This window comes from Pelomonas caseinilytica (assembly GCF_021353235.1).
Taxonomy (GTDB): Bacteria; Pseudomonadota; Gammaproteobacteria; order Burkholderiales; family Burkholderiaceae_C; genus Pelomonas; species Pelomonas caseinilytica.
The window spans coordinates 450956-465211 of sequence record NZ_JAJTWT010000003.1 but is presented as its reverse complement, the minus strand read 5'-3'; the positions used below and the strand labels follow the sequence as shown (position 1 = coordinate 465211).

Below are 14256 nucleotides of genomic sequence, written 5' to 3'. Positions count from 1 at the left end.
CTTTAAGCGCGGCCATCGCCCCGGTCAAGTTCGTGCACAAGTTTTTTCAATGAAATCAAGCACTTAGCACTGACTGTTGAAATTCACAGTACACGCAGAAAATATCGTTCAGGAATAAGGACTTGCTTCGTATTTGCGAAGTGGCGGTTGAAGTATGGGCCGGCGGGAGTCGGGATTAGTCCCCGGATCGATGCGGACGCCGGCGAAAGATGAACCGCGCGGCCCCGACCCGTCCGGTCAGTGGAGGGCGCCGCCCAGCCGCCGCTTCCCGCGTTCCGTCGCACCGGACTGTTACGTCACCGTCCGAGGCCTGAGGATGCGCGGATCGCCGGCCGCCAGGCGGTGCACACTCGCACCGTCGCGAGCCGGCGGCCCGTCACCCAGGAGGCTTCGTCATGAATGCAGATCCCGCGGCCGAGGATCGGCCTGCTGCGCCACCCGCTCCCGCGTCCTTCGCGCCTGTCGCCGACCGGCAGCGCATCGTGGCGCTCGACGTCGTCCGCGGCTTTGCGCTGCTGGGCATCTTCCTGATGAACATCGAGTGGTTCAACCGGCCCATCGCCACCATGGGCGAGGGGCTGCCGCGCGATGCCACGGGGCTGGACTGGCTGGCGGGCTGGTTCATCGCCTACTTCGTGGCGGGCAAGTTCTGGACGATCTTCTCGCTGCTCTTCGGCATGGGCTTCGCCGTCATGCTGGTGCGTGCCGAGCAGGCGGGGCGGCCCTTCGTGCGCGTCTACCTGCGCCGCATCCTGGCGCTGGCGGTGTTCGGCGCCGCGCATTTCATCTTCCTGTGGGACGGCGACATCCTGTTCAGTTATGCCGTCGGCGCGCTGGGCCTGCTGATCGTGCTGTGGGGCCGGCCACGATGGATCCTGCTGGGCGTGGCGGTCCTGGTGGGCCTGGGCTTCATCCCCGGTGCCTCCGACTTCTTCGGCGTCGCCGCGGGCCTCGCCATCATGGGCCTGTTGGGCCTGTATCTGCGCGGCCAGGGCCTGCTGCGCTGGAAGGGCCTGGACATGCCCTGGTTCAGCGTCATCGTGATGGGCGTGGGGCTGGCGCTGTCGGTCGCCGCCGCCGTGCTGTGGCTGCTGCCCGACGGCCCGACCGAGCCGCGTGGACCGCTGAGCGTCTTCGGGCCGCTGCTGCTGGTGGTGGGCTGGCTGTCCTGGAAGTACCACCAGCCCGAGTCGCTGCGCAGCCTGCGCATGGCCGTGGCCATCTACATCTTCGGCGGCCTGGGCATGACGTTGGGCGGCGTGCTGCAGTTCCTCACGCCCGACCCGCTGGCCGTCGCCGAAGCCGCGGCGGCCGCCGCCCCGGCGGCGTCGGCGCCGGCCGTGGCACCGTCCGCGGCGGCATCGTCCGCCCAGGTGGCCAAGAAGACGCCGCAGCAGCGCGTCGAGGAGATCCGCGCCGACCGCAAGAAGCGCGACGAGGAGCGCCAGCGGGACAAGGCCGAGCAGGTCAAGACGTTCTCCAGCGGCCCCTATCTCGACGCCGTCGAGCTGCGGGCCCGCCACTTCCCGGAAAAGGCGGCCGGGGACGCGGGCTTCGCGGTCGTGCTGGTCGGCATGTTCCTGCTGGGCAGCTGGTTCGTGCGGTCTGGCGTCATGCAGGACACCGAAAAGCATCTGGCGTTCTTCCGCAAGCTCGCCTGGGTGGCCTTGCCGGCAGGCATCGGCATGGGCCTGGTGGCGGCCTGCATCGCCGTGTCCCACACGCCGGGGGACCGGCATGACGGCTGGAACATCGCCCACGGCCTGCTGATGCTGGGCAACCTGCCGGCCTGCCTCGGCTATGTGGGCCTGGTCGTGACGCTGCTGCACAGCCGGGGCTTCCTGTCGCGCATCCGCGTGCTGGCGCCGCTGGGCCGCATGGCCTTGACCAACTACCTCATGCAGTCGCTCATCTGCAGCCTCTTCTTCTACGGCTACGGCCTCGGCCACTGGGGCATGCCGCGCAGCCAGCAGGTGCTGTTCGTCGCCGTCGTCTACGCGGCGCAGGTGGCCTTCAGCCACTGGTGGCTGGCGCGCTTCAACTACGGCCCGATGGAGTGGCTGTGGCGCGGCTTCACCTACCGCCAGGTGCCGCAGATGCGCATCGACAAGGCGGCCGGCCCCGCGGCGGCCCAGGCGGTGTGAGGCCGGCGGCTCAGCGGGCGGGCTTGGGCGGCAGCAGCTCGATGCGCCGCTCCGTGGCCGCCTCGACCTTGGGCCGCGAGTACAGCAGCGGGAAGTACTCGCCCTTGAGCCACAGCGGCGCCAGGTCGCGGTAGTGGGGGCTGGCCGGGTCGCCCGACTGCCCGGGGGTGTTGACGGCGCGGGAGTTGTCCCACTGCCCCACGTCCAGCACGATGCGCAAGGACGGCCCGCCGATCTCGCGCAGCGTGGCGGGGTCGTAGGCCGACACGTTGACCGTGTCGCTGCCGCCCTGCTTGGGGAAGGGCCCCACGTTCAGCCGGGCCCGGGTCGCCTCGTCGAAGGCGTTGGCCAGCGGGTGCATGAACTGCACACTGTGCAGGCGGTCCCAACGCCAGGCGGTGGTGTCGGGGCCGGCCAGGCGGCCGAGTTCGTCCCAGGCCGCCGCGAGGCTGGCCTCCAGCAGCCGGTCGCGGCGTGCCGTCGCGCCGACGCCCAAGGCCGAGGCAGGCTGCTCCAGCGTCTGCAGCAGCAGCCCGGCGTCGGCCGTGCGGATCAGCGCGGCGGCATTGCGGGGAGCCAGGGCGTCTTTCACGGCCGGGCCGAGGTGGCGTGACCACCACAGCTCGAACAGCGCCGCAGCGGCCGAGTCGCCGCGCTCGACGGCATCCCAGCCCAGCAGCAGCCGGGCCGCCGACGCCGCGCGCGGGTCGGCCCAGGTGGTGCCGCGCAGCACGGCCTGCACGCGGCGCGCCGAGACCGAGAGCAGGTCGTTCTGCAGCCGCATCGAGTCCTCCAGCGAGACCTTGGGCAGGGCCTGCAGCGACTCCGCGATGCGCTGCCAGCGCGCCTTCGGCGGCCACTCGAAGCCGAGCTTGCGCTCGCGCGCCGGATAGCCCTCGGGCAGGTTCATCTCGTTGGCGGAGGCGATCCAGCCGGCCGCGGGGTTGAGGGCCGACGGCAGTTGCTCGCCCGTCCAGAAGCCGGCCCACTCGTAGCGGCCATCGCCCGGCACGGGCAGCAGCCCGTCCCAGTTGCGCCTCACCGGCATCCGGCCGCCGGCCACCCAGCCGATGTTGCCGGCCACGTCGGCATAGAGCTGGTTCTCGCTCGGCGCCCCCCAGGTCGCCATCGCGCGCTTGAACTCCGTGAAGTTGCGCGCCTTCATGTAGCCGATGCTGCCGAAATAGGGCGCCGTGCCGGGCTCCGACCAGGCCGACCTCAGGGCGTACACGCGCCGCTGCGCGCGGTCGACGAGGAGCACCGGCCCGTGGCGGGTGAACTGCAGCTCCGCCTCCTCCGCCGCCCCACCCCGCACCGGAATGGACTCGCGGACCGTGCGCAGCCGCTCCCAGCGCCCGCCGTGGCGCACCTCGTCGGGCCGCTCGGGGTTGAGTTCGTAGACGTAGAGGTCTTCCTGGTCGCTGCTGAAGATGGTCAGGCCGAAGGCGACGCTGCCGTTGTGTCCGATGGACACGCCCGGCAGCGCGGGCTCGCCGCCGCCGATCACGTCCAGCCCCGGGGCGCGGAGGTGGACGATGTAGCGCAACGACGGCACCGCGTGGCTGCGGTGCGGGTCGCTCGCGAGGATGGGCCGGCCGGTGGCCGACCTGGCCGGGGCGACGACCCAGGCGTTGCTGCCTTCCAGCGGCTCCTCCCACGGCGGCCCGGCGGGCGCTGCGGCCAACGCCGTGGCCGACGGCACGGCCTCGCCGACCAGGCCGCCGCGCGCGGCCACCGTCACCGGCTGCGTGCCCAGCAGGTAGGCGCGCAGCAGCTGCGGCGGCACGCAGGGATCCAGCCCCGCCGGCAGGACCGTCTCCCACGGCGGCGTGAGGCGCTGACGCACCTCGTCGGCCTTGAGGCTGCTGCGGCAGGCCACGAGGGCCCGCGTCACCTCGGACACGAGGTTGCGCGCCAGGCCGTGGCTGCGGATGCGCACCACGTCCTCGGGCTGCCACTTCTCGGGCAGGTAGCTCAGCCGGGCGAACTCCATGGGCAGGCGCGAGCGGTCGCGGCCGACGAGGTCGATGTAGGCATTGATGCCTGCGACGAAGCGGGTGGCGATGCGCTCGGCGTCGGGCCCGTAGCTGCGCCACTCGCGCGCCATGTCGCCGCGGTACAGGAAGAGCCGCGCGGCGCGGTCCTGCTCGACGAACTGCGGCCCCAGCACCGCCGCGAGGCGGCCCAGGCCCCGGCGGCGCCACAGGTCGATCTGGAAGAGGCGGTCGCGCGCGGCGTTGAAGCCCTGGGCGAAGAACAGGTCATCGGTGCTGGCCGCATAGATGTGCGGCACGCCCCAGCGGTCGACGAGGATCTCGGCCGGGGCGGCAAGGCCTGGCACGACGGCCTGCTCGCCAGGCAGCGCGGGGGCCGCCACCGCCCAGGCGGTGCAGGCCACGAAACCCGCGCCGGCCAGGCCGCGGAGCAGGCGGCCCGGGCGCCGTGGGGCGGGTGGCTGGCCGACAGGGCTGAATTCCATGCGGTCTCCTCGAAGGCGGCCATTCTTGACCATGGCCGCCTCGCCGATCCAGCCGGGGCGGACTCGGCCGAGACGCCCCGGATTGGGGCTTTTGCCGCACAAATCACGGCATCAGGCCTCTCACGGGCGATCAGATCGCATGGGCGGTGGCGATTTCTGCTGAAATTTCATGAGGTTTCCTTCACCTCAACACTCCGCCAGGCCGCGCCCATGAATCTCCTGTCCCGCATGCGCATCGGACAACGCCTCACCGCCGGTTTCGCGGTCGTGACCGCCTGCCTGATGGCCATGGCGGGCCTCGGCTATTTCGGCATCCACACGCTCAACGGCGAAATCAGCCAGCTCATCGGCACCGACTACAAGACCGTCGCCCTCGCCAACCGGGCCAAGGCCGAGCTGGGCGATGCCTCGCGCAGCATGATGACGACGCTGATCATGACGGGCGACGAGCAGATCAAGAAGGAGCTGGACACCGTCGCCAGCCTGATGGCCGCCCATGAAAAGACCATGGCGGAGCTGGAACCGCTGCTGACCGACGAGGCCAGCCGCGAGGAGCTCAAAGCCGTCAAGGAAGCCAAGGCCAAGTTCATGCCCGCCCAGGCCTCCTTCGTGAAGACGGTGGCCTCGGGCGACACCGAAGGCGCGCCGCTCAAGTTCCAGTTCTCGGTGCGCGCGGCCCAGGGCAAGTACATGGCGGCGCTGGACAAGCTGGTCGAGTCGCGCAACGCCGCGATGGAGGAGGCCGGCCAGAAGTCCAACCGCGTCGCCGGCAAGACAGCCGTGCTGCTGCTCGCGCTGGCCGCCGCCGCCATCGGCGCGAGCGTGCTCACCGGGGTGCTGATCACGCGCGGCATCGTCAAGCCCTTGAGCGGCGCCGTCGGCGTGGCCCGCAAGGTGGCCTCGGGCAACCTGACGAGCCAGATCGAGGTGCGCAGCCGCGACGAGACCGGCCAGTTGCTGCAGGCCCTGTCGGACATGAACGAAAGCCTCAAGGGCATCGTCGGCCGCGTGCGCGAGGGCACGGAGTCCATTGCCTCGGCCTCCAGCGAGATCGCCAGCGGCAACCTCGACCTGTCGGTGCGCACCGAGGCCCAGGCCGCCTCGCTGGAGCAGACGCTGTCGGCCATGAAGACGCTGACCGACGCCGTGCAACAGAACGCCCAGAACGCGCGCCAGGCCAACCAGCTGGCCCAGGCCGCCTCCCAGGTGGCCGCCGAGGGCGGCGAGGTGGTCGAGCGCGTGGTCAGCACCATGGGCAGCATCGACGCCTCGTCCAAGAAGATCGTCGACATCATCGGCGTCATCGACGGCATCGCCTTCCAGACCAACATCCTGGCCCTGAACGCGGCCGTCGAGGCGGCCCGCGCCGGCGAGCAGGGCCGCGGCTTCGCGGTGGTGGCCGGCGAAGTGCGCTCGCTGGCCCAGCGCAGCGCCGAGGCCGCCAAGGAGATCAAGAGCCTCATCGGCGACTCCGTCGAGAAAGTGGCCCAGGGCAGCCAGCTCGTCGCCCAGGCGGGCAGCACCATGCAGGGCGTGGTGGCCAGCGTGCAGCGCATGACGGACATCATGGGCGAGATCACCCACGCCAGCGTCGAGCAGAGCTCCGGCATCGAGCGCGTCACGCATACCATCCACGACATGGACAAGAGCACGCAGCAGAACGCCGCCCTGGTGGAGCAGGCGGCGGCGGCTGCCGACTCGCTGCGCGCCCAGGCCCAGGGCCTGGAAGAAGTCGTCAGCCTGTTCAAGCTCGAAGCGGCGCACTGACAAACCACTGCAGGAGACCCCCGATGAAGACCCCCACTACCCTCCGTTGGATCAGCGGCCTGGCCCTGGCGCTCAGTCTGAGCGGCGCGGCCATGGCCATCGAGGTCGGCGGCCTCAAGTTCGACGACACCGTCAAGGTGGGCGGCAAGGAGCTCAAGCTCAACGGCGCCGGCATCCGCACCCGCATCGTCATCAAGGTCTACGCCCTGGCCCTCTACCTCCCCGAGAAGAAGGACACGACCGTCGGCGTGCTCGAGAGCGCGGGCCCACGCCGCTTCACCCTCGGCCTGCTGCGCGAAGTGACGGGCGACGAGCTGGGCCAGGCCTTCATGGCCGGCATCACGGCCAACACCGACAAGGCCGAGCGCTCGCGCTTCGTCAACCAGCTCGCCCAGTTCGGCGAGGCCTTCGTCAACATCCCGCAGGCCAAGAAGGGCGACATGATCACGGTCGACTGGATCCCCGACACCGGCACCGTGATGCACCTCAACGGCAAGCCCATCGGCGAGCCGCTCAAGGACGTGGGCTTCTACAACGCCGTGCTCAAGATCTGGCTGGGCGACAAGCCGGTCGACTCGTCCCTCAAGCCGCAGCTCCTCGGCAAGGGCTGACCCGTGCCATGGGCCACGAAGCGCGCAGCGGCGTCGCCGTGGCGTGGTGCGGTTCGCCCGCGGCGGACTTCATCCATGGCAGCATGAGGGCATCGTGAGCCGCAAGCCCTCGTCGTCGCTCTTCGCCGCCCTGGCCCTGGGCGCCAGCATCGGCCTGCTGCTGCCTGCCCTCATCGTCGGCGGCCTCTTCATCGGCCTGCGCGAATCCCGGGTGGCCGAGCAGGCCCTGCAGCGCGACCTCGACGCCAAGCTCGACGTGCTGGCCAGCAGCCTGCCCGAGCTGTTGTGGAACCTGGACGCCGTCGCCGCGCGCGAAGTGGTCTCGGCCATCGTCAAGTCGCCCGAGGTGGTGCGCGTCAGCGTCAGCGACGCGTCCCAGGGCCTGCCCTTCATCGAGAGCCACCTGCCGGAGCGGCGGCTGGGCCACACGCTGACCGGCGAGCGCGACATCCTGCGTGGCGCCACCCGCATCGGCCACATCCAGATCGAGATCGACGACCACCTCAGCACCGCCGCCGTGCTGCGCCAGCGCTGGCTCTACGGCGCCACCGTCGGCGGCCAGCTCCTCGTCTCCCTCGCGCTGGTCCTGTGGCTGCTGAATTCGCGGCTGTTCCGGCCGCTGCGCGAGCTCGGCGGCTTCGCCAACGACCTGGCCGAAGGCCGCTTCAACGCCAAGCTGCAGCACCGGCGCGACGACGAGATCGGCCTGCTCGGCGGCCACCTGGAGCACATGCGCGACGCGCTGCAGCAGCAGTTCGACGCCCAGCGCGCGCTGATCGAGCGCCTGCGCGGCATGGCCGAGACGGCGCCCGGCGTCGTCTTCCAGCTGCGGCTGGCAGTCAATGGCGAATTCAGCTTCGCCTACGTCAGCGAGGCCGTGCGGGAGTTCTTCCTGCTCGGCAGCGCCGAGCTCGGCCGCAGCGCTGCCCCCTGGTTCGAGCGCATCCACGCCGACGACCGCGCCCACGTGCGCGAGAGCCTGCTCGCCTCGGCGCGCAACCTCAGCCCCTGGCAGCAGGAGTTCCGCACGCTCAAGGCCGACGGCGCCGAGCGCTGGATCTACGGCAATGCCATCGCCCAGCGCGAGGCCGATGGCAGCGTGCTGTGGCACGGCTTCCTGACCGACATCTCGCGCCAGCGCCGCGACGCGCTGGAGCTGGAACGCTACCGCCACCACCTGGAGGAACTGGTGGAGGCGCGCACCGCCGAGCTGGCCGAGGCCACGCAGGCCGCCCAGGCCGCGAGCCTGGCCAAGAGCGCCTTCCTCGCCAACATGAGCCACGAGATCCGCACGCCGATGAACGCCATCATCGGCCTGACCTACCTGGCCCAGAGCGACACCGTCGAGCCCGAGCAGCAGCAGCGGCTGCAGAAGGTGGCCAACGCGGCGGAGCACCTGCTCAGCGTCATCAACAACGTGCTGGACTTCTCCAAGATCGAGGCCGGCAAGGTGCACCTGGAGCGGCGCCCCTTCACGGTCGAGGAGGTGCTCGACAACATCGCCAACATGACGGCCCAGTCGGCCGCAGCCAAGCGGCTGCGCGTCGAGACCGACATCGCGCCGGCCCTGCGCGGCCTGCATCTGGTGGGCGACCCCCAGCGCATCTCCGAGCTGCTGCTGAACTTCGCCGGCAACGCGGTCAAGTTCACCGAGCAGGGCTTCGTGCGCCTGGCCGTGCGCCTGGACGGGCCGGCCTCGGGGGACCGCCTGCCCGTGCGCTTCGAGGTGCACGACAGCGGCATCGGCATCGCGGCCGAGGCGCAGGGGCGGCTGTTCCGCGACTTCGAGCAGGCCGACAGCTCCACCACCCGCCGCTACGGCGGCACGGGCCTGGGCCTGGCCATCTGCAGGCGCCTGGCCGAGCTGATGGGCGGGCAGGTGGGCGTAGACAGCACCCTGGGCCAGGGCAGCTGCTTCTGGTTCTCGCTCGCCCTGGAGGCCACCACCGCGCCCGTGCCGGCCCAGGCGCCTTCGCCGCGCCCGCACTCCGCCCGCGAGCGCCTGGCGGAGCTGGCCCAGCAGCAGCCGCGCAAGATCCTGCTGGCCGAGGACAACCCGGTCAACCAGGAGGTGGCGGTCGCGCTGATCGGCAGCGCCGGCCTGCAGGTGGACGTGGCCGCCGACGGCCAGCAGGCCGTCGACATGGTCCAGGGCGACGACTACGCCCTGGTGCTGATGGACGTCCAGATGCCGGTCATGGACGGCCTGGACGCGACGCGCGCCATCCGCCGGCTGCCGCAAGGCGCCGCCCTGCCCATCCTCGCGATGACGGCCAACGCCTTCGACGAGGAGCGCCAGCGCTGCCTGGACGCCGGCATGGACGACCACGTCGCCAAGCCGGTCGTGGCCGAGCAATTGTTCGCCACGCTCCACCAGTGGCTGTCAGGCGAGCGCACGACCGGCCGCGGCGCCGCCGCCTGAGCCGGGCCGGCTTTCAGGGCGGGCTGCCCGCCGACTCCTTGATGAGGCGCCCGGAGCCGGCCTGCAGCGGCCGCGCATTCATGGGGTAGAGCCGGGCGAAGACGTCGAGCTGCTGGGCCGTCAGGGCCACCGGCTGGCGCATCACCATCCACAGCACGCCCTCGGTGCAGGGCGGCGTCGTCAGCGAACCCATGTAGGTGTAGTAGCCGCGATCGGCCGGCAGCAGCTGGCTCAGGTCGATGCGCGACTGGGCCGGCAGGGCCTCGCCCTTCTCGAGCGGCAGCGCGGCCCAGACGGCCTGCACCACGGGCTGGGGCCGGTCGTCGCGGCCACGTTCCAGCAGCACGGCCAGCACGGCCAGCCGCCCCTCGGCATCCTTGTGCACGAGGTGGGCCACCATGTCGAACTGGCGGCCGTTGACGCGCTCCTCGCTCGGCCGATGGAAGTGGAACTGCACCAGCTCGTAGCGCCGCCCCATCACCGTCAGCCCGTTGCCCGGCTCGACGTTGACCTGCACGGTGTGGCCGTTGTCCAGCACCGAGAAGGCGCTGGCGTGGTAGTCGAAGGCGATGGGCTCGAGGTCGACGGCCAGGCCCTCGCGGATGTCGATGGGGCTCTGGCGGGTGCCCACGGCGCAGAGCTTGTTCTCCGGCGCCAGCTCGGCCCAGTGCTCGGGGCCGACGTCGCCGGCATAACCCCAGTGCGCGTGGTGGACCGGCTCGGGCCGGACAGGCTTGGGTGCCGGCTTGGGCGCAGGCCGGGGCGCCGTCCGCGCGCGGGGCGCCGAGGCGGCCTCCTCCCGTGTGGCCAGGCGCTCGGCCAGGCGCTGGCGCAACGCCTCGACCGGCTCCGCGGTGCTGGGGGTGGACTTGGTGTTCTTGGCGTCCTGCGCATGGGCGGCGAGCGCGAGCAGGCAGGCGGCAGCGACGCAGATGCGCTTGTTCATCCCGTCATTTTCGGCCGCCCGGGCTCAGGCTTGAGCCACGACCGAGCGCCGCACACCGTACCAAGCGGCCAGGCCCACCAGCATCAGCCCGGCCGACGCGGCGGCCAGGGCGATGGTGGAGTGCATCACCAGCGGCACGAGCAGGCCCGCGACCAGGCCGTTGGCCGCCGAGCCGATGCAGGCCTGCAGCGACGAGGCCATGCCGCGGCGCTCAGGCACCTGGTCCAGCACCAGCAGGGTCACGACCGGCACCATCAGCGCCCAGCCGAAGGAAAACAGGCCGATGAGCGGCAGGGCCCAGAAGGCGCTGAGCGGCGCCAGCAGGTTCAGCGCGATGTTGACCACGGAGACCGCCAGCATGATGCGAAAGCCCCGCATGATCTGGCGCTGCGGCGACATCCTGCCGGCCAGCCGCCCGCTGACCGCCGCGCCGGCCATGATGCCGCCGATGGTGCACAGGAAGAACCAGAAGAACTGCGTCGGCGCGAAGTGCAGGTGCTCGCCGAGGAAGACGGGCGTGGCCAGCACGTAGAGGAACATGCCGTTGAAGGGCACGCCGCTGGCGAGCACCAGCATCATGAAGCGCGGGCTGCTGCACAGCCGCCAGTACTCGCGCAGCAGCGCGCGGACGTGGAAGGGCTGCACCAGGGTCGGATGCAGGGTCTCGGGCAGCAGCCGCCAGTTGGACACCAGCAGCGCCGTGCCGACGAAGGTCAGGAACCAGAAGATCGAGTGCCAGTCGGCGTGCACGAAGAGGAAGCCGCCCACCATGGGCGCGATGGCCGGCGCCACGCCGAAGAAGAGGGTCACCTGGGACATCACCCGCTGCGCATCGGCCGGCGGGAACATGTCGCGGATGATGGCCCGCGACACGACGATGCCGGCCCCTGCCGACATGCCCTGCACGGTGCGCCAGAACACCAACTGGCCGATGGAGCCGGCCAGCGCGCAGCCCACGCTGGCCGCCGTGAAGATGGCCAGGCCCACCAGCACCACGGGCCGCCGGCCGAAGCAGTCGGACAGCGCGCCGTGGAAGAGGTTCATGAAGGCGAAGCCGAGCAGATACGCCGACAGGGTCTGCTGCATCTGCACGGGCGTCGCGTCCAGCGCCGCGGCGATTCCCGAGAAGGCCGGCAGGTAGGTGTCGATCGAGAAGGGCCCCACCATGGCCAGGCAGGCCAGCAGCACGGACAGGGCCCAGCGAGGCGCTCGCCACAGGCGGCTGGCGTCAGGATTCATCGGGGGAGGTGCGAGGCAAAGCGCCGAGTCTATCGACGCACCGGGCGCCCTGCCGAAAGCTCAGGCAAAGCACCCCGGCGGTAAAAGTGTGAAGCAAGCCGATAGGCCGGATTCTGTGCATCGACCGCCCCTGACGGGTCGATCGATGTGACCGCCATTCCTCTGGGCCGGACATCGCTGCCCGGCTCGGTGCCACCTACCCGCCAGCTCTGCGAGCCGCATCGGCGCTGGCCTACTTGGTGTTGCTGCACGTAGAGATTGCCGCGTTTCACCTCTGTCGGGCAGAGCCCGACAGAGGTGCTATTCGGTTCAGGCTATCGCCTGCGGTGCGGAGCTTTCGCTCCGCCCCACGCCGGCTTGCGCCGGCGCCTCATAGACCACCCATCGGGGTGTCCCAACAGAACTCGTCTCTGTGGCTCTGATCCGCACCTTGCGGTGGACGGGCGTTACCCGCTACGTTGCTCTGCGCAGTCCGGACCTTCCTCCAGGGCCTCGTTTCCGAGATCGCCCCAGCGGCGGTCTGGCTTGCTTCACGGCCGCCATTATCGCCGGGGCGGCGGGAATGCGGCTTGCCGGTGGGAGCGGTCATTTCGTGGAGGCCCCATGACCACACCCGTGCGGACCGGCCAGGCGCAGTCCATGTCGCGCCAGCAGTTCGGCGAGCGCTTTCGCCGGCGCTTCGTCGACCCGGCCTTCGACGCCGAGCGCGAGGCCATCGCGCGGCTCGAGGAGATCGCCTGGCAGGCCTTCCACGAGGGCCGCAAGGCGCCCGTCACCGTCAAGGCCGGCCCCGGTTTCGCCGACCCGGGCTACGACCTGTCGCGCGAGTGGCGCGACACCCAGCTGCGCCTGCAGGCGGCCCAGCGCGAATGGGCCGAAGCGGCGACGCCCTCGCGCGTCCTCGTCGTCAACGCCTCGCCGCGCAACGACGGCTCCTGCCCCGGCGAGATGTCCAAGACCTGGCGGCTGACGAAGATCGCCCGCTCCGCCTGCGAAGCCGAGGGCATGGCGGTCGACGTGCTCGACCTCAGCCGGCTGACGTCCGACTACGACCGCCACATCCATCCCTGCAAGGGTTGCGTCTCGACCGCCATGCCGCTGTGCCACTGGCCCTGCAGCTGCTACCCCAACCATGCGGCGGGCCAGACCAACGACTGGGTGGCCGAGATCTACGAGCAGTGGGTGCGCGCCCACGGCGTGCTGCTGCTGACGCCGGTGCACTGGTACCAGGCGAGCAGCCCCCTCAAGCTGATGATGGACCGCCTCGTCTGTGCCGACGGCGGCAACCCCGACCCGACCCGCACCCAGGGCAAGAAAGCCGAACTCGCCCGCGAGATCGAGCTGCAGGGCTGGGACTATCCCAAGCACCTGGCCGGCCGGGTCTACGGCGTCGTCGTGCACGGCGACGTGGCGGGTGTCGACGGCACCCGGCGCGCCCTGTCGGACTGGCTGGACTGGATGGGCCTGCTCGATGCCGGCTTCGGCGCCCGGCTGGAGCGCTACATCGGCTATTACGAGCCCTACGCCACCAGCCACGAAGCCCTGGACGCGGACGCCTGCGTGCAGGAGGAGGTGCGGGTCGCCGCGCGGGCGGTGGCGCGCGGCGTGGGGCAGATGCGCACCGGCCGCATGCACGCGGGCGATGAAAACCTCCCCCGGCCTCGATCGAAATGAGCACTGCTGGCACACTGCTTGGTCACCACGACTGCACTCCTCGGGAGCCTCGATGAAAGCCGCCAGCATCCTCGACACCATCGGCAACACGCCCCACATCCGCCTGCAGCGCCTCTTCGCGGGGGCCGAGGTCTGGGTCAAGTCCGAGCGCAGCAACCCCGGAGGCTCGATCAAGGACCGCATCGCGCTGTCCATGGTCGAGGATGCCGAGGCCCGCGGCCTGCTCAAGCCGGGCGGCACCATCATCGAGCCCACCTCGGGCAACACGGGCGTGGGCCTGGCCATGGTGGCCGCGGTCAAGGGCTACAAGCTCATCCTCGTCATGCCCGACAGCATGAGCATCGAGCGCCGCCGGCTGATGCTGGCCTACGGCGCCAGCTTCGACCTGACGCCGCGCGAGAAGGGCATGAAGGGCGCCATCGCCCGGGCCAAGGAGCTGCTGGAGCAGCACCCCGGCTCGTGGATGCCGCAGCAGTTCGAGAACGCCGCCAACCCCGCGGTGCACGTGAAGACGACGGCGCAGGAGATCCTGCGCGACTTCCCCGAAGGCCTGGACGCCCTCATCACCGGCGTGGGCACCGGCGGCCACATCACCGGCTGCGCCCAGGTACTCAAGGCGGCCTGGCCGCAACTCAAGGTCTTTGCCGTGGAGCCGACGGCCTCGCCCGTCATCAGCGGCGGCCAGCCCAGCCCCCACCCCATCCAGGGCATCGGCGCGGGCTTCATCCCGGCGGTGCTGGACACGGCGCTGCTGGACGGCGTCATCCAGGTCGAGGCCGAAGCCGCGCGCGAGTACGCGCGCCGCTGCGCCCGCGAGGAGGGCCTGCTCGTCGGCATCTCCAGCGGCGCGACGCTGGCGGCCATCGCCCAGAAGCTGCCCGAGCTGCCGGCCGGCAGCCGGGTGCTGGGCTTCAACTACGACACCGGCGAGCGCTACCTGTCGGTCGAGGGCTTCCTGCCGCAGGCCTGAAGCC

9 protein-coding genes and 1 other RNA gene are annotated in these 14256 nt (G+C 70.9%); 6 read left to right on the top strand and 4 right to left on the bottom strand.

Annotated elements, in window-relative coordinates; translation table 11 throughout:
* Positions 1-395 precede the first annotated feature (395 nt).
* A complete protein-coding gene (locus LXT12_RS09360) occupies positions 396-2144 on the top strand; it encodes a DUF418 domain-containing protein (RefSeq protein WP_233391378.1) in 1749 nt (582 codons plus the stop codon).
* A 10-nt stretch (positions 2145-2154) separates the two neighbouring features.
* Here the strand turns inward: LXT12_RS09360 and LXT12_RS09355 are convergent, their stop codons facing one another.
* Entirely contained in the window at positions 2155-4623 is a 2469-nt protein-coding gene (locus LXT12_RS09355; RefSeq protein WP_233391377.1) for a penicillin acylase family protein, read from the bottom strand.
* Positions 4624-4833: 210 nt separating this feature from the next.
* Between LXT12_RS09355 and LXT12_RS26915 the strand changes: the two genes are divergently transcribed.
* The 3 genes from LXT12_RS26915 to LXT12_RS09335 all read left to right on the top strand — a co-directional run bounded on the left by LXT12_RS26915 (position 4834) and on the right by LXT12_RS09335 (position 9423).
* The gene (locus LXT12_RS26915; protein WP_304622761.1) at positions 4834-6390 is read left to right on the top strand and encodes a methyl-accepting chemotaxis protein; all 1557 of its coding nucleotides are present in this window, start codon (positions 4834-4836) and stop codon (positions 6388-6390) included.
* Between the two features lie 23 nt (positions 6391-6413).
* Positions 6414-7001: a chalcone isomerase family protein gene (locus tag LXT12_RS09340; protein ID WP_233391376.1), complete on the top strand. Its 588-nt coding sequence runs from the start codon at positions 6414-6416 to the stop codon at positions 6999-7001.
* A gap of 94 nt (positions 7002-7095) precedes the next feature.
* Complete coding sequence (locus LXT12_RS09335; protein ID WP_233391374.1) at positions 7096-9423, top strand: response regulator; 2328 nt, start codon at positions 7096-7098, stop codon at positions 9421-9423.
* A 13-nt stretch (positions 9424-9436) separates the two neighbouring features.
* On the opposite strand, the gene LXT12_RS09330 is transcribed toward LXT12_RS09335, so the two are convergent.
* From LXT12_RS09330 to rnpB, 3 genes are all read right to left on the bottom strand, one after another.
* The gene (locus LXT12_RS09330; RefSeq protein WP_233391372.1) at positions 9437-10369 is read right to left on the bottom strand and encodes a carbonic anhydrase; all 933 of its coding nucleotides are present in this window, start codon (positions 10367-10369) and stop codon (positions 9437-9439) included.
* A gap of 24 nt (positions 10370-10393) precedes the next feature.
* Positions 10394-11608 carry a multidrug effflux MFS transporter gene (locus tag LXT12_RS09325; RefSeq protein WP_233391370.1) on the bottom strand — a complete coding sequence of 405 codons (1215 nt, stop codon included), beginning with the start codon at positions 11606-11608 and terminating at the stop codon, positions 10394-10396.
* An 86-nt stretch (positions 11609-11694) separates the two neighbouring features.
* An RNA gene (gene rnpB, locus LXT12_RS09320) (RNase P RNA component class A) lies at positions 11695-12140 on the bottom strand.
* Between the two features lie 71 nt (positions 12141-12211).
* Between rnpB and LXT12_RS09315 the strand changes: the two genes are divergently transcribed.
* Together LXT12_RS09315 and cysK are read left to right on the top strand one after the other, a co-directional pair.
* On the top strand, positions 12212-13282 hold the full coding sequence (locus LXT12_RS09315) for a flavodoxin family protein (protein WP_233391368.1): 1071 nt from the start codon (positions 12212-12214) through the stop codon (positions 13280-13282).
* A 52-nt stretch (positions 13283-13334) separates the two neighbouring features.
* Complete coding sequence (gene cysK, locus LXT12_RS09310; RefSeq protein WP_233391366.1) at positions 13335-14252, top strand: cysteine synthase A; 918 nt, start codon at positions 13335-13337, stop codon at positions 14250-14252.
* Positions 14253-14256 lie beyond the last annotated feature (4 nt).

Coding starts and splice junctions, on each gene's coding strand:
- LXT12_RS09360 (WP_233391378.1), top strand. CDS start 396: ATGAATGCAGATCCCGCGGCCGAGGATCGGCCTGCTGCGCCACCCGCT.
- LXT12_RS09355 (WP_233391377.1), bottom strand. CDS start 4,623: ATGGAATTCAGCCCTGTCGGCCAGCCACCCGCCCCACGGCGCCCGGGC.
- LXT12_RS26915 (WP_304622761.1), top strand. CDS start 4,834: ATGAATCTCCTGTCCCGCATGCGCATCGGACAACGCCTCACCGCCGGT.
- LXT12_RS09340 (WP_233391376.1), top strand. CDS start 6,414: ATGAAGACCCCCACTACCCTCCGTTGGATCAGCGGCCTGGCCCTGGCG.
- LXT12_RS09330 (WP_233391372.1), bottom strand. CDS start 10,369: ATGAACAAGCGCATCTGCGTCGCTGCCGCCTGCCTGCTCGCGCTCGCC.
- LXT12_RS09325 (WP_233391370.1), bottom strand. CDS start 11,608: ATGAATCCTGACGCCAGCCGCCTGTGGCGAGCGCCTCGCTGGGCCCTG.
- LXT12_RS09315 (WP_233391368.1), top strand. CDS start 12,212: ATGACCACACCCGTGCGGACCGGCCAGGCGCAGTCCATGTCGCGCCAG.
- cysK (WP_233391366.1), top strand. CDS start 13,335: ATGAAAGCCGCCAGCATCCTCGACACCATCGGCAACACGCCCCACATC.